This is a genomic window from Nitrosospira lacus (genome assembly GCF_000355765.4).
GTDB lineage: Bacteria > Pseudomonadota > Gammaproteobacteria > Burkholderiales > Nitrosomonadaceae > Nitrosospira > Nitrosospira lacus.
This window is the reverse complement of the sequence record NZ_CP021106.3, coordinates 2704425-2721087: the sequence shown is the minus strand read 5'-3', so window position 1 is coordinate 2721087 and position 16663 is coordinate 2704425. Positions and strand designations below refer to the sequence as shown.

The 16663-nt window shown below is 52.8% G+C and carries 20 protein-coding genes and 1 pseudogene; 12 read left to right on the top strand and 9 right to left on the bottom strand.

Going from position 1 to position 16663, the window contains the following annotated elements:
- Positions 1 to 6: 6 nt before the first annotated feature.
- A complete protein-coding gene (locus tag EBAPG3_RS12405; protein WP_004179164.1) occupies positions 7 to 207 on the bottom strand; it encodes a hypothetical protein in 201 nt (66 codons plus the stop codon).
- Here EBAPG3_RS12405 and argB point away from each other — a divergent pair.
- Positions 206 to 1093 carry an acetylglutamate kinase gene (gene argB / locus EBAPG3_RS12400; protein ID WP_004179166.1) on the top strand — a complete coding sequence of 296 codons (888 nt, stop codon included), beginning with the start codon at positions 206 to 208 and terminating at the stop codon, positions 1091 to 1093. The two genes, EBAPG3_RS12405 and argB, sit on opposite strands and share 2 nt — an antisense overlap.
- A 408-nt stretch (positions 1094 to 1501) precedes the next feature.
- Positions 1502 to 2095: a nucleoid occlusion factor SlmA gene (gene slmA / locus EBAPG3_RS12395; RefSeq protein WP_004179168.1), complete on the top strand. Its 594-nt coding sequence runs from the start codon at positions 1502 to 1504 to the stop codon at positions 2093 to 2095.
- Here the strand turns inward: slmA and EBAPG3_RS12390 are convergent.
- The 4 genes from EBAPG3_RS12390 to gpmA form a co-directional block, all read right to left on the bottom strand.
- Positions 2022 to 2858: a HesA/MoeB/ThiF family protein gene (locus EBAPG3_RS12390; protein ID WP_081607287.1), complete on the bottom strand. Its 837-nt coding sequence runs from the start codon at positions 2856 to 2858 to the stop codon at positions 2022 to 2024. The two genes, slmA and EBAPG3_RS12390, sit on opposite strands and share 74 nt — an antisense overlap.
- A gap of 325 nt (positions 2859 to 3183) precedes the next feature.
- Entirely contained in the window at positions 3184 to 4626 is a 1443-nt protein-coding gene (locus EBAPG3_RS12380) for a S41 family peptidase (RefSeq protein ID WP_004179170.1), read from the bottom strand.
- Between the two features lie 37 nt (positions 4627 to 4663).
- On the bottom strand, positions 4664 to 5881 hold the full coding sequence (locus EBAPG3_RS12375; protein ID WP_004179171.1) for a murein hydrolase activator EnvC family protein: 1218 nt from the start codon (positions 5879 to 5881) through the stop codon (positions 4664 to 4666).
- Between the two features lie 202 nt (positions 5882 to 6083).
- Positions 6084 to 6839 carry a 2,3-diphosphoglycerate-dependent phosphoglycerate mutase gene (gene gpmA / locus EBAPG3_RS12370; protein ID WP_004179172.1) on the bottom strand — a complete coding sequence of 252 codons (756 nt, stop codon included), beginning with the start codon at positions 6837 to 6839 and terminating at the stop codon, positions 6084 to 6086.
- 263 nt (positions 6840 to 7102) lie between these two features.
- On the opposite strand from gpmA, the gene EBAPG3_RS12365 reads away from it, so the two are divergent.
- The 5 genes from EBAPG3_RS12365 to EBAPG3_RS12345 all read left to right on the top strand — a co-directional run bounded on the left by EBAPG3_RS12365 (position 7103) and on the right by EBAPG3_RS12345 (position 9851).
- A complete protein-coding gene (locus EBAPG3_RS12365) occupies positions 7103 to 7510 on the top strand; it encodes a rhodanese-like domain-containing protein (RefSeq protein WP_004179180.1) in 408 nt (135 codons plus the stop codon).
- Positions 7511 to 7520: 10 nt separating this feature from the next.
- Entirely contained in the window at positions 7521 to 7778 is a 258-nt protein-coding gene (gene grxC / locus EBAPG3_RS12360) for a glutaredoxin 3 (protein WP_040852725.1), read from the top strand.
- Between the two features lie 101 nt (positions 7779 to 7879).
- Entirely contained in the window at positions 7880 to 8362 is a 483-nt protein-coding gene (secB, locus tag EBAPG3_RS12355) for a protein-export chaperone SecB (protein WP_040852764.1), read from the top strand.
- A 2-nt stretch (positions 8363 to 8364) separates the two neighbouring features.
- The gene (locus EBAPG3_RS12350; RefSeq protein WP_004179184.1) at positions 8365 to 8850 is read left to right on the top strand and encodes an SH3 domain-containing protein; all 486 of its coding nucleotides are present in this window, start codon (positions 8365 to 8367) and stop codon (positions 8848 to 8850) included.
- Positions 8847 to 9851, top strand: a complete 1005-nt coding sequence (locus EBAPG3_RS12345; protein WP_004179186.1) for an NAD(P)H-dependent glycerol-3-phosphate dehydrogenase — start codon at positions 8847 to 8849, stop codon at positions 9849 to 9851. The genes EBAPG3_RS12350 and EBAPG3_RS12345 overlap by 4 nt, the downstream gene beginning before the upstream one ends.
- 41 nt (positions 9852 to 9892) lie before the next feature.
- Here the strand turns inward: EBAPG3_RS12345 and trmL are convergent, their stop codons facing one another.
- From trmL to EBAPG3_RS15470, 3 genes and pseudogenes are all read right to left on the bottom strand, one after another.
- Positions 9893 to 10357, bottom strand: a complete 465-nt coding sequence (gene trmL / locus EBAPG3_RS12340) for a tRNA (uridine(34)/cytosine(34)/5-carboxymethylaminomethyluridine(34)-2'-O)-methyltransferase TrmL (protein WP_040852767.1) — start codon at positions 10355 to 10357, stop codon at positions 9893 to 9895.
- Between the two features lie 74 nt (positions 10358 to 10431).
- Positions 10432 to 10902: a ComF family protein gene (locus tag EBAPG3_RS15475; protein ID WP_227869301.1), complete on the bottom strand. Its 471-nt coding sequence runs from the start codon at positions 10900 to 10902 to the stop codon at positions 10432 to 10434.
- 66 nt (positions 10903 to 10968) lie between these two features.
- A pseudogene (locus EBAPG3_RS15470) lies at positions 10969 to 11136 on the bottom strand (double zinc ribbon domain-containing protein); the annotation flags it as partial.
- 144 nt (positions 11137 to 11280) lie between these two features.
- On the opposite strand from EBAPG3_RS15470, the gene bioB reads away from it, so the two are divergent.
- From bioB to bioD, 5 genes are all read left to right on the top strand, one after another.
- On the top strand, positions 11281 to 12318 hold the full coding sequence (bioB, locus tag EBAPG3_RS12330) for a biotin synthase BioB (protein ID WP_040852727.1): 1038 nt from the start codon (positions 11281 to 11283) through the stop codon (positions 12316 to 12318).
- A 72-nt stretch (positions 12319 to 12390) separates the two neighbouring features.
- Positions 12391 to 13566, top strand: a complete 1176-nt coding sequence (bioF, locus tag EBAPG3_RS12325) for an 8-amino-7-oxononanoate synthase (RefSeq protein ID WP_004179194.1) — start codon at positions 12391 to 12393, stop codon at positions 13564 to 13566.
- Between the two features lie 13 nt (positions 13567 to 13579).
- Entirely contained in the window at positions 13580 to 14341 is a 762-nt protein-coding gene (gene bioH / locus EBAPG3_RS12320; RefSeq protein WP_004179195.1) for a pimeloyl-ACP methyl ester esterase BioH, read from the top strand.
- Between the two features lie 111 nt (positions 14342 to 14452).
- Positions 14453 to 15331, top strand: coding sequence for a malonyl-ACP O-methyltransferase BioC (bioC, locus tag EBAPG3_RS12315; RefSeq protein WP_004179197.1), 879 nt, complete (start codon positions 14453 to 14455; stop codon positions 15329 to 15331).
- 69 nt (positions 15332 to 15400) lie between these two features.
- Entirely contained in the window at positions 15401 to 16096 is a 696-nt protein-coding gene (gene bioD / locus EBAPG3_RS12310) for a dethiobiotin synthase (protein WP_040852729.1), read from the top strand.
- Between the two features lie 60 nt (positions 16097 to 16156).
- On the opposite strand, the gene EBAPG3_RS12305 is transcribed toward bioD, so the two are convergent.
- A complete protein-coding gene (locus EBAPG3_RS12305; RefSeq protein WP_004179200.1) occupies positions 16157 to 16558 on the bottom strand; it encodes a phage holin family protein in 402 nt (133 codons plus the stop codon).
- Positions 16559 to 16663 lie beyond the last annotated feature (105 nt).

Genomic DNA, 16663 nt, shown 5'->3' with positions numbered 1-16663 from the left:
CCTGTTTCATGGACGAGGGCTTTTCCGCATCCGTGATCTGGCATACTCCCGAATCCGAGCTGTAGCAAACTCATCATTAAGGTGATGAGCCAGGTTACGCAAGAAACCTTTGAGGCTCATGGCGGCAGGCTTAAAAAACGAGTGAAAAATGAGCGGCAAGCCGCCGGATTCAGGATAATATACCCAAAATTCATAAGGAAGAATCATGCCTTTATCTCCATCTTTCGCAAAAGATAAAGCCAAGATCCTGGCTGAGGCGCTGCCGTATATCCAGCGCTTTCACGGTAAAACGATTGTCATCAAATATGGCGGCAACGCCATGGTAGAGGAAAATCTCAAGCAGGGTTTCGCCCGTGATGTCGTATTGCTGAAGCTGGTGGGGATGAATCCCGTGATCGTTCATGGCGGCGGACCTCAGATCAACGATATGTTGCGGCGGATCGGCAAGCAGGGCGAATTCATCCAGGGGATGCGCGTGACGGATGCCGAAACGATGGATATGGTGGAAATGGTATTGGGGGGACTGGTTAACAAGGACATTGTCAATCTCATTAACCGGCATGGCGGCCATGCGGTAGGATTGACCGGCAAGGACGGTGGCTTCATTCGTGCAAGAAAAATGCTTATGCAGGATCGGGAGAAGGAGGGTGAGTGGATCGATATCGGTCAGGTGGGAGAAATTGAAAGCATCGACCCCGCCCTGATAGCGTTACTCGAAACGCGCGACTTCATTCCGGTGATTGCGCCCATCGGTGTGGGAGAAAATGGCGAATCCTATAATATCAATGCTGATCTCGTTGCAGGCGGACTGGCGAGTGTACTGAGGGCAGAGAAACTGATACTGCTCACTAATACGCCGGGGGTGCTGGACAGGAATGGCAATTTATTGACCGGATTAACCGCGCAGAGGGTGGATGAATTATTTGTGGATGGAACCATCTCGGGCGGCATGATGCCAAAAATCGGCTCGGCGCTGGATGCAGTGAAAAATGGAGTCAAATCCTGTCATATCATTGATGGGCGGGTGGAACACGGATTGTTGCTGGAAGTGCTGACAGATGAGGGTGTAGGGACGTTAATAAAGGCGAGCTAGCTGCCTGTCGGACTTGAGAATCGAAGCGAAAAAATGGCTGGGCAAGGACAGATTCTGACGATTTTGAAGGCCAATTTGTGCTATCGGCCGAAAAAGCAGTGAAATATGGACGGGCCAGACGCTTTCGCAGCTAATTTTCTTTAAGTCCAACAGGCTGCCAGGGGTCGGCGCAAGCTCTCAAGAGGCCGCTGTGGGGATAGGATTGGGGATTTATTCATGCCTCCTCAGTGACATGGCTAAAGATGAGATACGGCACAATGTGCCTCGCTTAGTGCGTTGCATGAAAATTCCGCCACTGGTATTTCTCCCCTGATTTGTGCGTATGGTCCCGAAAAGCCGTCGTCGCGCTACGGGCAATAGGTAGAGCCGTTTTGAAACTGAACTAAAGCATTATCGAAGAGAGAAGTCATGCAAGCCAAGCGCAGTGACAGAAAAGATCAAATCCTCCGGGTTCTCGCGCAAATGCTGGAAGAGCCACGTCCTGTGAAAATCACTACCGCATCGCTGGCGGTCAAGCTGGATGTTTCCGAGGCGGCGCTATACCGGCATTTTGCCAGCAAGGCTCAGATGTTCGAGGGCCTGATCGAGTTCATCGAGGCCACTTTGTTCAGCCTTATCAACAGACTGACGACGGAAGAAAAAAGCGCCATGCGGCAAATTGAAGGGATATTGTCGCTATTGCTTGGCTTTGCGCAGAAAAATCCGGGTATGACGCGAGTGTTGACCGGCGACGCGCTGATAAACGAGAATGACCGCCTGCAGCTACGCATCAATCAATTGCATGACCGGCTTGAGGCGACGTTGAAACAGGTGCTGCGCTTCGCCGCCAGCGAGGGCGAAATCTCGGCCAATCTGGATATCCCCGCCCAGGCGAACCTGCTGATGTGCTATGTAGCGGGGCGCTGGCACCAGTTCGCCAAAAGTGGCTTCAAGCGCGACCCGATGGAATATTGGGAGGCCCAGCGCAGGGAGTTGCTGTCATGTGCCGTATCTCGGACATAGGCTCACCGATGCTGGCACCGGTGCCGCAGACCTTGCACACCGGGTCCTTGTTCAGCCTGATGGAGCGCCATTCCATCGACAAGCCATCGAGCAGCAGCAAACGGTTATTCAGGGTTTGTCCAATATCAAGCAAGGTTTTCAGCGTTTCAGCTGCCTGGACACAACCGATAATACCTACCAGGGGTGCAAACACCCCCATCACTGCGCAACGCGTATCCTGATCTTCTCCGCTTGCGGGAAACAGGCAGTGATAGCAAGGGCTGTGCGCGTGACGTAGATCAAATACGGCGACTTGTCCGTCAAAACGCACCGCTGCGCCGGACACGAGTGGTTTTTTCCGAAGGACGCAGACCCGGTTGATGGCGTGTCGGGTAGGGAAGTTGTCGCTTGCATCCACCACCACATCAGCATCCATGACGAGCTGCAGCAGCCTGCTTTCATCCAGGCGCTCGTTCAGTGCAATGACATTGACTTCCGGATTGATGCCCGCAAGCGTTTTCCTTGCGGAAATTGATTTGGGTGTGTCGATACGATCCGTGCTGTGAGCGATTTGTCGCTGAAGATTGGTCAGGTCAACCTTGTCACTATCACAAATAGTCAGCTTACCGACCCCGCTCGCGGCAAGGTACAGCGCTATGGGTGAACCCAATCCCCCCGCGCCGATTAGGAGCACGTGCGACCGGATTAAGGCTTCCTGTCCCTTTATGCCGATTTGCGGCAACAGAATGTGCCGGCTGTAGCGCAGCAGTTGGTCGTCGTTCATTGCTCACCGTGGCGCGGCTGCGGGGAGACCGCTATGCAGATTCACGATGACCCCTTCCGGGCCGCAATGCATAATAGTCAGGTATCGCAAGAGTATCGATGGGGATGGAATGCTCATACGGCGCAATCCGCTGCGCTTATTGGGTCCTACTTCCGCTTAAGAGCGGAGCTTGCCAACGATCTGGCACCGCTCCTGATGGAATGGGTCTCTGACGCAACAATTAATAAGGCCTAGGGCGCAAAAGCGGAAAGCGCATTGCCGCCGTATATGGCTCACTCCCCCTTACGTGCCTTGAAAATCACAATCAGACCCGGCTAATGGTGATTCAGTTAACAGCTTTTGCGGAATCAGAGTTCTTGTCCGATGCTGTGGCGCCACCTTTGAAATAGTTCATTGCCTGGGTCAGCAATAAGTCGCCGCTGGAACCAAATTCCGCTGGGGGTTCACGCTTCTTGTTTTTGTCTTCGCCATTCTCCATTTTGGGTACTTTGACGGCAGGTTTCGGCTCTACCTTCGCTGCTTCGGCTTCAGGCTTGGTTTCCTTCGGCTTACCGTTAGACAGATGTCTATCCAGGTCGGATTCCCGCAAGCGTTCGGTTTCATCTTTCGCCGATTCATCAAGAATATCCGGCGTGATTCCCTTGGCCTGAATGGATTGCCCGTTAGGCGTGTAGTAGCGTGCGGTAGTGAGCTTGATAGCGGTATTGTTGCCTAGCGGCAGTATGGTTTGTACCGATCCTTTACCAAAGGTCTGCGTACCCATTACCACGGAACGCTTATGGTCCTGCAAGGCCCCTGCCACGATTTCAGATGCGGAGGCCGAACCCCCGTTTACGAGGGTAATCATTGGCACCGTCTTGATCGCGGGCGGCAATCGCTTCAGATAGTCACTTTTTGTATCGCGCAGGTAGAATTCCGGACTCGCTTTCAGCTTCATCTTGGCATCGTCAGTACGGCCATCGGTATAAACCACCAGTGAATTGGAGGGCAGGAAGGCGGCGGAAACCGCAACCGCGCCGTTCAGCAAGCCCCCTGGATCGTTGCGCAGATCCAGCACCAGCCCCTTCATCGGCACAGTACTTTCCTTGAATAATTTATCGATGGCCTTGACGAGGTTTTCACCAGTCTGTTCCTGGAACTGCGTGATACGTATGTATGCATAACCGGGCTCGATCATCTTCGATTTAACGCTCTGGATCTTTATGACGGCGCGTATCAAGGAGAACACCAGCGGCTTGGTCTCACCCTTGCGCAATACGGTGAGGGTGATAGGCGTATTGGGTTTGCCGCGCATGCGCTTGATCGCATCGGTGAGCGAGAGACCCTTGACCGCAGTCTCGTCCAGCTTGATGATAAGATCGCCAGGCTTGATGCCGGCGCGAAATGCGGGCGTATCCTCGATCGGCGAGATAACCTTGACAAACCCGTCTTCCATGCTGACTTCAATGCCTAATCCGCCAAATTCACCCTGCGTGCCAATTTGCAACTCCTTGAAGGCGTCCGAATCGAGATAGGCGGAATGGGGATCAAGGCCAGTCAGCATTCCATTGATGGCTTCAGTGATGAGTTTCTTGTCTTCCACCGGCTCAACGTAATCGCTTTTAATGCGGCCGAAGACTTCGGTGAACGCACGCAGTTCCTCAACGGGAAGCGGACGCAAAACCTCCGTGACTTCCTTGTTGGCGACAGCAGAAAAATTGAGGCTCAGCATCACACCGGCGATCGCACCGAAAATGATCAAGCCGAATTGCCGCATCTTGTTACCCATTAAACTTTCTCCACACGTGTCAATTTTGTTGCATCGTTCATTTTATTCTGACCCAGTTCAATGGGTCAAACGGTTTGCCCTGATGACGTAGCTCAAAGTATAAACCGGAATTGGGGTTGCCGCCGCTGTTTCCCACCGTCGCGATGGTATCGCCACCGCGAACGGCATCGCCCACCTGTTTATGGATGGCTTCATTGTTGCCATAGAGGCTCATATAGCTGCCGCCGTGGTCCACAATCATAAGATTGCCAAATCCTCTCAGCCAGTCGGCGAATACCACGCGCCCGCCCGCAATGGCTTTTACCTCCGCGCCACTGGCTGAACGTATGAATAATCCCTTCCAGGTCACACCGCCATCAGCACGTGGACTACCAAAACGGTTTGCAAGTTCCCCGCGTACCGGCAAACTCAAGTGGCCTTTCAATGCCGAAAATGGATTTCCATCCGTCGATCCATCCGGTATTCTGTCATTGCTCAGGGAACTGGTGCGAGGCTCGGTACGTTTTTTTTTGCGTGCGAGCATCTTGGCGATTTTTTCCACCAGCTGTGACAGGCGTTCTTCGTCGCGCTTGAGTTTACTGATTTCGCGCCGCTGCTGATCAGCCTGCATTGAAATTCGGGATAGCAGGTTTTTGTGTTCGATTTTTTTCTGTTCGAGTTGTTTTTTGTACTCGGTTTGCTTAGCCTGGATTGTGGCGATTTCCAGACTTTTTTCGCGGCTTTCGCGGGTGAGCGCATCGAGTTGTTGAAAATTTGAGCGCAGAGCGTTAATGCCCTCCAGTCGGGCGCGGGAGAGATAGCCGTAATAATGGAGATTGCGTGCAATCTGATTGGGATCCTGCTGGTTGAATAAAAGACTCAGATATTCTTTTTCTCCACCGCCACCTACATACTGCCGATAGAGCAATTTGCTCAACTGCAACTGCTGCGCCTCGATATTAACGGCGACTTGTCTGGATTGTGTCTGCAATTGGCGGAGCCTGTTATTGGCTTCGTCCCGCGTACGGGTAAGCGCAATCAATTTTTGGCTGGCGGCGCTGATAGCCTGTTCGGATTCGCGCAATGCGTCTGCCGCTTCCGATTTCGATTCCTCCGTGTCCACGAGTTCTTTCTGTAATGCTTCAATGCGACCACGCAGTTGCTTCAAGTTTTCGTTATCAACCTTGGGAGCAGCATGAAGCGAATGCGACAGAATCAGTACACAAGCCGGAATGAACTTGCGGGCCTTATGCAACCATGAATGAATGCCGGTCAAGAGTGCAAATTTTTAACCTGAATTCGCAGCGGACTCACCCCGGAGGGTGAGAATCAAGTGATGCAAAAAAACTTTACAAATAATATTCCCAGCATGAGCAGTCAACCACCGGATTCAGGTTCAAACATATGCAAACGTTCTTTGCTGGAAGAGATCATGCTCCGCCTGATATATGCGCGGTGCGGAATTAATGAGCGCGAGCTCAAGAGGGGGGTAGTATTTTTCCCTGGTTTGCCACGACCTGCATGGCTTGTTCGATTTGCGCACGATCACCGAGATAATAATTCCGCAGCGGCTTCAGGTTGTCATCAAGTTCGTACACGAGCGGAACCCCGGTGGGAATATTAAGTTCCAGAACGTCCTGATCGGAAAGATTGTCGAGATATTTGACAAGCGCGCGTAGCGAGTTGCCATGCGCTGTAATGAGCACGCGTTGTCCGGATTGGACCTGCGGGGCAATGGTTTCGTTCCAGTAGGGCAGAAATCTTGCCACCGTATCCTGGAGGCATTCGGTCAGTGGAATATCCTCGCTGGCCAGCCCCCGGTAGCGAGGATCGAATCCAGGATATCGATCATCCTCGGGTTTCAGCGCGGGTGGGCGGATGCTGTAGCTGCGCCGCCAGACTTGCACCTGCTCTTCGCCATATTTGAGCGCTGTCTCGGTTTTATTCAGTCCTTGCAGCGCACCATAGTGCCGCTCATTCAACCGCCAGGACAGGTGAATGGGAATCCACATCTGATCCATCTCATCCAGCGCGATCCATAGGGTGCGTATGGCGCGTTTCAATACTGACGTATAGGCAACATCGAACGCGAATCCGCTTTCCCGTAATAGCCGGCCGGAATTCTTGGCTTCTTCCAGACCTTTCGGCGATAAATCCACATCTGTCCAGCCAGTAAAACGATTCTCCTTATTCCAGGTGCTTTCCCCATGACGTAGGAGAATGAGTTTTTTCATATTGTTCTTTATAAAAAAGATGAAATTTCGCGCAAAGCGATTTGAAATACCATAGTATTTTATTATATTTTGTCCATGGCCGCAGCATGCAAGAATATGCGAATTTTTCCAAGCAGTTATGTATTCTTATTAGAATATTGGCGAAATGGTTGCGGTACCGTAGCTCTTCATGGGGGCCTATCGGGTTTGCCGGAACGTGGGGAGCCCCATAGCATTCTCATCTCTGATAAAATTGCCGGATTGAGGAAACTAAGGAGTATCAAGTGACATTCTTGCAAAATAATATTGCCCTGGTTGTGGCCGCCCTGATGAGCGGTGGCATGTTGTTATGGCCGTTGTTGCGGCGTTCCGGCAACGAGATAGACACCCTGGTGGCGGTTCAGCTCATCAATTACAAGGATGCGCTTGTTTTGGATGTGCGTGAGGGGAGTGAATACAATGCGGGCCATGTCCCTAATTCCAAGCATATTCCCGCTGACAAGCTTGAGGAGCGCCTGCACGAACTGGAAAAATTCAAGAGCAAGCCGGTCATATTGATACATCGCAGCGGTGTGAATGCCACGGGTAAAGCCGGCTCGATTTTGCGCAAAAAAGAGTTTGCGCATGTCCATAACCTTCAAGGCGGGATCGATGCATGGCGCCAGGCGAATTTGCCGATAGTAAAAAAATGATGGGGGCAATATGATGAAAGTGATCATGTATGCTTCAGGTTTTTGCCCCTACTGCATAAGAGCGGAAAGCATGCTGCGTGCCAGAGGCGTAACCGAAATCGAAAAGATTCGTATTGACCTGGATCCCGCCATCCGTACCGAGATGATAGAAAAAACCGGCCGCCGCACCGTTCCCCAAATCTACATTGGCGACACACATGTGGGCGGTTATGACGACTTGGCGCAACTTGACCGCAGTGATGGACTGGTAAAGCTCCTGGCGGTCTGATTAGCGGCATACCCGGTTTTGACCGGCTTGAGATTCATGGCATCCCCTCCGCAGTCTTGTAAGGTAACATCCCATTTTTGACTATCCATATGGACTCCAACATGAGCGACCAGCAGCCGGTTTTCAGTATTGAAAAAATCTATGTCAAGGATTTGTCCCTGGAGATTCCAAATGCTCCAAGAATTTTTCTTGAGCGTGAAACACCTGAAGTGAACATACAGTTGCATAGCAAGGGGGAGCGCGTTGACGAAGGTCTGTATGAGGTACTGTTGACGGTAACGGTCACTGCCAAGGTCAAGGAGAAGACCATGTTTCTGGTGGAGGTGGGTCAGGCGGGCATTTTTCAGATTCGCAATGTGCCGGAAGGCGAAATGGATCCCGTATTGGGGATTGGGTGTCCCAATATTCTTTTCCCTTACTTGCGCGAAGCTGTTTCGGATATTGTTACCCGCGCCGGATTCCACGCCGTAATTTTAAGCCCGGTAAATTTCGAGGCACTTTATCACCAGGGAAAACAGCAAGCCGAGATGAATGCTGTGGCGGCGGCGGAAAAACCGGAAGAAGAGAATAAAATAACGCACTGAAAATGAAGCATGCTCACGACGCATTCGTCACCATTCCATTCCCGCCATACAGCGCCCTGGGACTATTGATTGGCGTACTGTTGTGTCCGGTGCATGCCATTGCGGCATTTGAGTTTTTTTCGTTGGCCGAGAATGCTACCGTCATGTATGATGCGCCCTCACTCAAGGCCGATAAATTGTATGTGGCGAGCCGTCATCTGCCGGTAGAGGCGGTAGTGAAGGTTGAAGGCTGGGTCAAGGTGCGCGATAGTGGAGGCAGCCTTGCCTGGGTGGAAGAAAAGGCATTAAGCGAAAAACGCTATGTAATTGTTACGGCGTCCCAAGCCGAGATTTATCAGGCAGCGAGTGCAAGTTCGGCGCTGGTATTTCAGGCACAGCAGAATGTGGTGATGGAACAGCTTGAACCCGCTGCGAATGGCTGGGTCAAGGTCCGCCACCGGGATGGACAAACGGGCTATGTCAGAACGCAACAAGTCTGGGGCTCATGAGAATAGCTGTTCTTGGCGCGGGCGCATGGGGCACCGCATTGGCTATCAGTCTTGGTGCCAATAACCGTGCGTCCAGCCACCAGGTAACATTGTGGACCCGTGATCCGGCGCATCTAGCGGAACTTGTTTCCGAGCGTAGCAACCAGCGCTATTTTCCCGGCTTTCCATTACCCGATTCTCTGCGGCTGACATCTGTTCTTGATGTTGCCGTAGAGGGTGCCGATCTTGCCCTTATCGTGGTTCCGGTTGCCGGATTACGCGAGACGTTGCGTGGAATTGTTGCTTGCGGAAAAGTCGTGCCGGTCGTTTGGGGCTGTAAGGGATTCGAAGCGCAATCGGCGACGCTGCCTCATCAGGTGGCACAGGAGGAATATGATGGTGTTGCGCCCTGTGGTGTGTTGTCGGGGCCCAGTTTTGCCCAGGAAGTTGCGCAAGGGCTCCCCACTGCCTTGACATTGGCATCGCATGATGAAGAATTTTCCCGAAGCATCGCAGCACAGCTGCATACCGCACGCCTGCGGATTTACTCAAGCACAGATGTCGCCGGAGTGGAAACCGGCGGGGCGGTGAAGAACGTCATATCGATAGCCGCCGGCATCTCCGATGGCATGGGTTTTGGCCACAATGCTCGTGCAGCCCTGATTACGCGGGGCTTGGCGGAAATTACGCGCCTGGGACTAAAACTCGGTGGCTGTCTGGAAACATTCATGGGGCTGACCGGAGCGGGAGATCTGATACTTACCTGTACCGGGGATCTGTCCCGCAATCGGCGAGTTGGTCTGCTACTCGCGGCGGGCCGCCCGTTGCCGGATATCCTGCGGGAGCTGGGACACACCGCCGAGGGTGTCCATACAGCGCGTGAAGTATTGCGGCTAAGCCGGGCACTGAAAATTGAAATGCCGATTACTCAGGCGGTATGCAGCATACTGCATGATGGGGTGCCGGCGAGACTGGCGGTGGAAGCGCTGCTTAACCGGGAACCGAAAGCGGAAACTTCCTGATCTGAAGTTAATGAAATAGAAATTGGTTTCCAGCAAAAATTTTATATGCCTTTCTCGAAGCTTGTCTGCCGCCACGCTTCGTAGATCACCACTGCGACTGTATTGGACAAATTAAGACTGCGGCTGCCGGATACCATGGGTACGCGGATACGGCGCTGTTCAGGAAAACTCTCCAGTATCTCGGCCGGCAGTCCACGGCTTTCCGAGCCAAAAAGGAATGCATCTCCGCTGGCGTAAGCAGTCAAGTCATAGCGTTGCTTGCCCCTGGTTGAAGCGGCAAAAAGACGATGTCCTCGCAATTGTTGCGCACAGTCTGTCCAGTTTTCATGAATCGTCATGCTGGCGAACTCGTGATAATCCAGTCCGGCGCGCAGTAACTGCTTATCTTCCAGGAAAAAGCCGAGCGGCTTGATGAGATGGAGCCTCGTACCGGTATTGGCACATAGCCGTATGATATTCCCGGTGTTGGGCGGGATTTCAGGCTGGAATAAAATTACATCGAGCATAGGCTTATCAAGGGTAAGATTTTTGTTTTTTGATCCGGAAGTAGCAGGCATTTCCGATCCGGGATTGAAAGCTGTCAAGAATCGTGAAGCGATACAGGGGACATCGTTCTTGCGACGACCCATCCACTCACGCGCACGGCGCCGTGTTTGCGCAGTGTCTTTGCCAGTTCATTCAGGGTTGCGCCGGTGGTCATTACGTCGTCCAGGATGGCGATGTGCTTGCCGGTAAGATCGGTTTCACACGTGAACACACCCCGTATATTCTTCTCGCGCTCTTTCCACGGTAACCCGGCCTGTGAAGGGGTGTTCTTGATACGTTGGCAGGCACCCGGTAATAGTGGACTGCCACATTGTTTTGACAATTTGCGGCCGATTTCCAGGGCCTGATTGAAACCTCTTTCACGCAATCTAACGGGATGCAATGGCATTGGTACGATGAAATCCGGGATTGGGCTCTTGTCAATCCGCGTCAATAGCAAATCCGCCAATACGGGCGCCATGGAAAGGTTTGCCTGATATTTGAGTGAATGAACAAGGGCGTCCATGGGGAAAGCATAGCGAAATGCTGCTACGGTACGATCAAATGCGGGCGGTTTTGCGAGGCATGCGCCACAGACATGCGATCCGGTCACGGGCAGTGCGCAAACCCTGCAATGATGAAGCGGCAAATGAGGCAGGCTATCGCGGCAAGGTAGGCACAGGTCCCCGTTGCTGGCGGTACCGCAAAGTAGGCAGTATTGGCCGAGCAGGGTCTGTATAATATTTAAGCTATTGTTCAAGAATAGAATTAAAAAAATTGACAACAATAGGGGAATCCGTGATTATTCTTGTACCACGATGCGATTGATTTCAAATTATCGCGATCATTGTAGCGCAAGCCGGTCAATCCATCGCTTTACCAGATAGCCATATAAGGACATCGTATGAGTCAGCTTTTCCCCCGCGTGACGGATAATTCCGGCGTGACTGCTACCTCCATGCAAAAGCAGTCAGGCGATGCGCCTGGCCTGGCGGACACCTTTACCGGGTCGGTGAGCTGGACCGTTTCCCAAATCGGGGATGTGCTGGACATGCCATTCAACGATCTGATTCACCGTGCTCAACGGGTCCACCGCCAGCATCATGATGCCAATGCAGTACAACTGTCGACGCTGATTTCGGTCAAGACAGGTGGATGTTCTGAGGACTGCGGTTACTGCCCTCAAGCGGCTCGTTATCATACCGGTGTCGAAAATCAGGGGATGCTGTCGTTGGAAGAAGTGGTTGAGACGGCGGCTGCGGCGAAGGCGCAAGGCGCATCCCGTTTTTGCATGGGGGCGGCCTGGCGTGGGCCCAAGCAACGAGATATCGAAAAGATGACGGAGATAGTGAGTGCCGTCAAGGCGCTTGGGCTTGAAACCTGCGCCACTTTGGGGATGTTGAGGCCCGGCCAGGCGGAACAACTCAAGGAAGCGGGACTCGACTATTACAATCACAATCTCGATACGGCACCGGAATATTACGGCGAGGTCATCACCACGCGCGACTACCAGGATCGACTGAATACGCTCGAGAAGGTACGGGGTGCGGGTATCAATGTATGTTGCGGGGGTATCGTGGGCATGGGTGAATCCCGCCATGCACGTGCCGGACTGATTGCGCAACTGGCGAATCTGGACCCTTACCCTGAATCGGTTCCCATCAACTATCTGGTGCAGGTGGAAGGCACGCCGCTGTATGGAACGGCGGCACTCGATCCGCTGGAATTTGTACGCACCATCGCGGCGGCACGTATCACCATGCCTAAAGCCATGGTGAGGCTGTCGGCGGGCAGGCAGGAAATGCCGGATGCGGTGCAGGCGCTGTGTTTTCTGGCGGGTGCCAATTCGATTTTCTATGGAGACAAGCTGCTTACCACCGGCAATCCGGAAGCGGAACGGGACAAGGCGTTATTTGACAAACTGGGACTCCGTTCAATGTAAGCAAGTGTAGGGGAGGGTACGGCATGCCCATCCGCTTAACCTTTTTTACGCCGCCTTAACCGGACAACCGGAATGCTCAACGATTTCATCGAACAACGCGAACAATTACGCGAACAGCTGCGCGTGCGGGAAAGCAAGAAACTATACCGCCGCCGTCTGACCCTGGAGAGTCCCCAGCAAACACATGTTTTAATGGCTGGATGCGAGTATCTCGCATTCTGCAGTAACGACTATCTCGGCCTTGCCAATCACCCCGGCTTGATTGAGGCCGCCTGCGAAGGTGCCAGACAATATGGGGTAGGGGCGGGCGCCTCACACCTCATCAGCGGACATTCTTCAGTCCACCACGCACTGGAGGAGGCGCTGGCTCATTTCACGGGGTTCCCCCGGGCATTGTTATTTTCCACGGGATACATGGCCAACGCCGGCGTAATTACGGCACTGCTGGATCGCGGCGACACGATATTCGCCGACAAGCTCAATCATGCTTCCCTTAATGATGCGGCGCTGGTTTCGCGCGCAAGGTTTATCCGGTATTCCCATCTCGACCTGGCCATGCTGGAGCGGCAGCTCGCTGTATGTCAGTCCAGGCGCAAACTGGTGATGACCGACGCGGTATTCAGCATGGATGGAGATGTCGCGCCCGCTGCCAGTCTGCTGGCATTGTGCGAAAAATACGATGCATGGTTGATGCTCGACGATGCGCACGGTTTTGGCGTACTCGGTTCGCAAGGGCGGGGAACAGTTTCTCATTTCCATATCAGTTCGCCGCGTATCATTTACATGGCTACCCTTGGCAAGGCGGCGGGCGTATTTGGCGCTTTTGTCGCGGCGCAACCGGAAGTCATTGAAACTCTGATTCAGCATGCACGCAGCTATGTTTACACTACCGCGACCCCGCCGCTGCTGTCCCATACTTTGCTGAAAAGCCTGACCTTGATCGAAGATGAGGAATGGCGGCGCGAGAGGCTGACGCAACTTGTTGCGTGTTTGAAAAGGGAGGTGCAATCGCTGCACTGGCGGTTGCTGCCATCGGTCACCCCCATTCAGCCGTTGGTCATCGGCGGGAATGATGAGGCGCTGGAGATAAGCAACGCGTTGCGCGAACGAGGCTTGCTGGTTCCGGCGATCCGACCGCCCACGGTGCCGCAAGGCTCGGCACGGCTGCGGATCTCGTTATCCGCATCGCACAGCACGGACGACGTTGCCCGGCTGGGGACTGCGCTGAGGGAACTGGATAGTGTTTGACACCTTGTAGCTGATGAGTCTGCATACCGAATTCATCGGAGCCGGTCCGGATCTTGTTCTGCTGCATGGCTGGGCCATGCACAGCGGCATCTGGGATGGCGTACGTGAAAGGCTGGCGCGGAATTTCCGTCTGTGCTTAGTGGATTTGCCAGGGCATGGGTTCAGTTCCGCTTGCGAGCCCGGTACGCTGGAACATGTTGTGGAAATGGTTTCGGATGTATTGCCCGCGAGTTGCATGGTTTGCGGATGGTCGCTAGGCGGACAGGTTGCGATTGAACTTGCGTTGCGTGAACCGGCGCGTTTCAAAAAGCTTGTCTTGATTGCAACGACGCCTTGCTTCGTCAGCCGTGAAGACTGGCGGTGGGGAATGGATGTGGCGACTTTGCAATTGTTCATGCGGAATTTGAAGCGGGATTATGCAACCACGCTGAGCCGGTTTCTGACCTTGCAAGTGAGCGGCAGTGTCGATGCCACGGCGGTACTGTCACAGTTGCGCGAGAGCTTTTCTGAGCGTGATCAACCGGATGTGACTGGATTGCAAGCCGGATTGCAGATTCTGCTCACTAGCGATCTGCGCAAGAAGTTAAGAAATATCACCCAACCAACGATATTGCTGCATGGCGAGAATGATGTTATCACCGGCCCCGGCGCGGCGAGATGGATGAGTCAGCAATTGAAAAATTCAAAACTGGTCATGTTGCCCCGTTGCGGTCATGCACCGTTTCTATCTTATCCGGATCAATTTGTAGCCAGTATGATTCAGGATTTAACCTGATCCCGCGGTTGCGGCAAACCCATCAAAGAGGTAAAGCTGAGTGACAAAAAATAGTTATGAATCAAAGTATTAGAATTAATTGTAAGCGATTGGCTGCCGGATCAGGTTTAAATGAATTACGACCATACCATCGATAAGCGCCAGGTGCGTAGTTCCTTCGAGCGGGCAGCGGCGAGTTATGACCGGACAGCGGTTCTGCAACGTGAGGTGTGCGACCGGATGCTGTCGCGGCTCGATTATATCAAGCACACACCCGATGTAATTGTCGATGTCGGCAGCGGCACAGGCTATGGCTCGCGCAAATTGCTGATGCGCTACCCTGCCGCCAGGATCCTGGCGATTGATATCGCGGCGGCCATGCATTCTCAGGCGCGCCCTCCCGTTTCCTGGTGGAAGCCGTGGCTGGCTGTTCGCGGGAATCAGACAAGCTATGTGTGCGGTGACATGGAGCAAATGCCGTTGAAAGACTCGTGTGCCGGTTTGGTGTGGTCGAATCTGACGCTGCAATGGTGCAATGACCTCAAGCATACGTTTGCCGGGATACACCGGATACTGCAAACCAGTGGTCTGTTCATGTTCAGCACTTTCGGACCGGACACCTTGAAGGAATTGCGCCATGCTTTCCGTGACGTGGATAGTTATAGTCACGTTAATCGTTTTATAGACATGCACGACATTGGAGACATGCTGGTGCATAACGGTTTCGCCACGCCGGTCATGGATATGGAATACGTTACGCTGACCTATGAGGACGTAACCAGCGTGATGCGGGACCTTAAAGCCATCGGTGCTCATAATGTCACCCAGGGAAGGCGGCGTGGTTTGACCGGAAAAGCCGCATGGCAAAAAGCGGTAAATCACTATGAAATGCTACGAATGGAAGGCAAACTGCCAGCAACCTTTGAAGTCGTTTACGGCCACGCCTGGAAGCCGCAGCCGCGAACGCCAATTGTCACACCCGAACTCAGACGACAACTCGGCCTTATATGACATAATGATTTTTTTGCCTAATTTTATAAATTCGGATTTCAAGTAAACGCATTGGCCAACCGGGGAAAGATGGGAAAAGGTTATTTCATCACCGGCACCAGTACGGGAGTGGGCAAGACCTTGGTCAGCCGAGCCTTGCTGCATGCTTTTGGCGCGCGTAACAACACGGCCGTAGGTATGAAGCCGGTAGCGGTGGGATGCGAGAACGGCCAATATATGGACGTGGAGTTGCTTCTGGCGGCAAGCACTGTTATCGCTCCGCGTGAGCAAGTAAATCCTTATGCGCTGGCGCCGCCAATTGCCCCGCATATCGCGGCTGGCCAGGCGGGTATCACTATCGACATGACAACCATTTGCAAGGCCTGTTTCGAATTGCAAAAAAAAGCCGACCTGGTAATTGTCGAGGGTACGGGTGGTTTTCTCGTGCCGCTTAATGAGTATCAGGACGGTTCCGACATGGCGAGAGCGCTAGGTTTTCCAGTAATACTGGTGGTAGGAATGCAACTGGGGTGTCTTAACCATGCGCTACTGACTGCCAAGGTAGTGCGCGGAACGGGACTGCAGCTCGCAGGATGGGTGGCGAATCGCATCGATCCACAAATGATCGCATTTGATGAAAACATACTCACACTGAAGCAGAGGCTCAATTGTCCGCTGGTGGGCGTGTTGCCATTCGAACAGAATATCGATGCAAAAAAATTGTCGCTGCTGTTGGATATTGCGAAGCTGGAGCGGAGTACTCACATGAATGCTGATCGCATGTAGTCGTACTCCGAATGAGGGTCGACGGGCGATATGCCTCCGTATCATCTCTTTCGTGGCTCGTCAGATCATCACACCTTGATGCACGGGAAGATTTATCGGATATTCGCCGGACTGGAATATGAACAATCCCACAAATAAACTGAGAAGCGTTACGAAGATGCTCGCAAAAAAAGCTGTCCAGAACCCTGAAATCCTGAATCCCGGCACAATGGTCGATACCAGAAGCATCATAAGCGCATTAATTACCAGCAAGAAAAATCCGAACGTAATGAGCGTTAATGGAATCGTCAAGATGATAACAATAGGTCTGATTACCGCGTTGGCGAAACCCAATAGCAGGGCCGAAACAAACAGGGATTTTTTACTGGTGAATGAAATGCCGTGAAAGATAATGCTCGCAAGCCACAGAGAGAGGGCGGTTATGCCCCAATGGGCCATGAATTCCATCGTATTGTGCAGCATGCTCAGCCTTGGTTTTCCTGGAAAATAGTATTGTAAACACGCGCGCATATAATTTATTGCGCTGATTATCGATAAATTTTACAACGCTGCTCAAGCTTCCCGATA